The sequence below is a fragment of the Neisseria sp. P0021.S005 genome, assembly GCF_051956955.1.
In genome coordinates this window covers 1-2,160 of record NZ_JBQCWY010000528.1, presented here as the reverse complement: position 1 = coordinate 2,160, position 2,160 = coordinate 1, and the positions used below count along the sequence as shown (strand labels likewise).

3 protein-coding genes are annotated in these 2,160 nt (G+C 53.1%); 2 read left to right on the top strand and 1 reads right to left on the bottom strand.

Annotated features, from left to right (window positions below):
* Nucleotides 1-104: 104 nt before the first annotated feature.
* Together ACTHUE_RS16450 and ACTHUE_RS16445 are read left to right on the top strand one after the other, a co-directional pair.
* Entirely contained in the window at nt 105-683 is a 579-nt protein-coding gene (locus ACTHUE_RS16450; protein ID WP_004519152.1) for a sigma-70 family RNA polymerase sigma factor, read from the top strand.
* A 12-nt stretch (nt 684-695) separates the two neighbouring features.
* A complete protein-coding gene (locus tag ACTHUE_RS16445) occupies nt 696-869 on the top strand; it encodes a hypothetical protein (RefSeq protein ID WP_004519151.1) in 174 nt (57 codons plus the stop codon).
* A 238-nt stretch (nt 870-1,107) separates the two neighbouring features.
* Here the strand turns inward: ACTHUE_RS16445 and ACTHUE_RS16440 are convergent.
* Nucleotides 1,108-2,160 (bottom strand): translocation/assembly module TamB domain-containing protein (locus ACTHUE_RS16440; RefSeq protein WP_440424003.1); only part of this gene is annotated, 1,053 nt, incomplete at its 5' end.

Genomic DNA, 2,160 nt, shown 5'->3' with positions numbered 1-2,160 from the left:
AAACAAAAATACTACTGAAATCGTTTATAGATTCAATCGCATGCTCTTGCCGTATCAGCGTAAAATCAAAAGTATATTGATCATTCATTTCATACTGATACATTATGGCCCTACCCGAACTGACCGATGCCGAGCTTGCCGAATCCCGCAAACTGCTGCTGCGCTTTGCCCATATCCAGCTGCCCGACCGCCCCGATTTGGCGGAAGACCTCGTACAGGAAACCATGCTTTCTGCCTACCGTGCGGCCGAGGGTTTCAAAGGCGACGCCCAAGTGAGCAGCTGGCTGTTTGCAATCTTAAAAAACAAAATTACCGACTGCCTGCGCCAAATCGGACGGCAACGCCAAGTTTTCATCACGCGCGACGAGGAAGCCTTGGATGAAGCCTTTGAAGGACATTTTGCCGCCGACGGGCATTGGACGGACGAAGGACAGCCTCAGGGTTGGGACTCGCCCGAAGCCAGTTTGAACAATAAAGAGTTCTACCAAGTTTTGCAGACCTGCCTCTACCATCTGCCGGAAAACACCGCCCGCGTGTTTACCATGAAAGAGATTCTCGGCTTTTCAAGCGATGAAATCCGCGAACAATGCGGCATCAGCCATGCCAACTATTACACCATCATGCACCGTGCGCGCGAAACCTTGCGCCAGTGCCTGCAAATCAAATGGTTCTCCCATGCCTGACAGGAAAACGCCATGAAAAAATGCCGCAAAATAACCGATCTGATTTCCAAACAGCAAGACCAAGTGCATCTCAGTCTTTTTAACCGCATTGCCCTTGCCGTCCACCTGTCGCTCTGCCCCCGTTGCCGCGAATATAAGAAACAGCTCGAATTAATTAGCAATGCCATGCATAAGTTGTTTCGATGATTCAAAAAAAGCCGTCTGAAACCTACCCCTGTCAGTTTCAGACGGCCTTTTTGCATCTGCTTTATTTATTGCTAACTTGGAATAAGCCATGGTTTGCCGTTCACTTTTTTAGCTGCATTTATTTTTAAACTTGCGCCGTTGGCCTTTGTTTTTTGAGGCATGGCTGAAGATTCTAATACGGTAGAACAAGATAAAGGCCGTCTGAAAGATGAATTTCAGACGGCCTTTTTCACGGCTTTTAGTGTTGTTCTTCCGGCTCGGGTTCGTCTTTGCCGAACCAGTTGTCAAAGCGGATGGTGTATTTCAACTCGCCGCCGGAGGAGCGCGTGCCGATGCGGGCAACGGCTTGGATGGCGCGGGTCAGTTGGTACACGAGTTTGACGGATTGTTCGGCGCTGGAAATGCCATATTCGTAACCTGCGTAGAGGTTGTTGGTGAGCTGTTTGCCGACGGTCAGGACTTGTTCGGCAGGGTTGAGCTCGCCTGTTTGGGCGTTGCGGCTGCGTTTGCTGGTAAAGCCCAAATCATCCACAAGGCCGATGCGGTCGTTGACTTGGCCGGCAAGCAGTGCGCTGGCGGCCGCGGAGAGCGTGGCGTTATCGCCGTCGCTGCCGCTGCTGGCACGGTTGAGGATGAGCCAGGAGAGTTTGTCTTTTTCGCTCATGGCTTCCTTGGCAACCAAGGTCACGCGCGGATTGTTGAGGCTGCCGAGGACTTCGACGCCAGCGCCGACCGGGGAGAGGCGGCGTTCGGCACGGATGTTAAGATTTGGATTGGTCAGCGGGCCGACAAAGGAAACCGATCCTTTGGTGATGTCGAGGTCTTGGCCGTAGGCTTTGTAGCGGCCTTTGACAACGCGCACGGTGCCGACGCCTTGGACGGCTTCGCCCGGACGTGATGTGATGGACAGTTTGCCGCCGATGGTAACGTCTGCGCCGTAGCCGACAAAACGGACATTGTCGTTGATGTTCAAGACAAGGTTCATATTAATCGGCGTGGTGGCCGTTGCTTCTTTTTTGGTTTCGCCCAGTACGACCACGTCGTCGTCGAGGGTCGGCATGGAGGATTTTTGCGAACCAAACCTGCCGTAGTCGGTGTTGAGCGTGCCGTTGAGCGATACGCCTTTTTCCGGATTGTAGAGGACTTTGGCCGCGCCGGAGAGCTGCAGTTGGCGGTTTGGACGCGAGAGGGTGCGGTATTTGTCGAAGACGATGTCCACGTCGACATCGGGGTTGGCGTTGGCAAGGTTGACCGCACCTTTGAGCTCAATCGTGCCGCCACGGTGGAATTT